A 695-nucleotide genomic window follows, 5' to 3' on the forward strand; every position below is an offset into this window, starting at 1 on the left:
TATTTCCCTTTTTCGGCGAGCTCAAATAACTGATTTTCAATCGTTTCAATTTGTTGGGTAGGCGTGAGCTCTACAGGAGCATCAAAAGCTGTATTGGCAACTTCATTGCCAAGATTAATCAAAGACCGGCGGATAAAAAGATCGTAAATAACGCGTCCATAATCTTCAGTGTTAATAATAGTGACTGCCTCTGTGGCTAAGCGAACAACATACTGGTATACAGTAATATCTCCAACTTTTTCTTCCATTTGGATATAGGGCTTGATTGTAATGGGGTTTGCAAGATGACCATTTTGAATAATTTGTAAGACAATCTCAAAGATCTTTTGGTGTAGCGTTTCAAAAAAATGTTCTGCTTTGAGAAAGTCTGAAACGCGATCGAGTGCATTATTATTAATCAGGATTGCTCCAAGTAATGCCTGCTCTGCTTCAATATTATGGGGAAGTTGACGAAAAGAAGAAGCAAAATTATCTCTTGGATTTTCTGTTTTTAGCATGTTCAGTGTTCTCATTGCTTTCTTTTCCCTGTTTGGTGCTTCGAGTGTAATTTCTGTGGTGTATCCACTTTGTTTTTCATAGCGGTGGGTGACGGTCGCGGCTTTCCATGGTCCATTGATTTGCCCACGAAACCCTTGCAATAAAAGAGGTTGATCCGCCATGACTTCGGGACGCCCCTCAAGGGTCAAAGAACCACT

At 40.4% G+C, this 695-nt stretch carries 1 protein-coding gene; it reads right to left on the bottom strand.

Annotated features, from left to right (window positions below; genetic code table 11):
- On the bottom strand, positions 1-512 hold a 512-nt coding region (locus ACFILA_RS09775; RefSeq protein WP_375661153.1), incomplete at its 3' end, for a DnaB-like helicase N-terminal domain-containing protein.
- Between the last annotated feature and the right edge of the window lie 183 nt (positions 513-695).

This window comes from Bartonella sp. CL71SXKL (assembly GCF_042194935.1).
In the GTDB taxonomy this organism is placed as follows: Bacteria; Pseudomonadota; Alphaproteobacteria; order Rhizobiales; family Rhizobiaceae; genus Bartonella.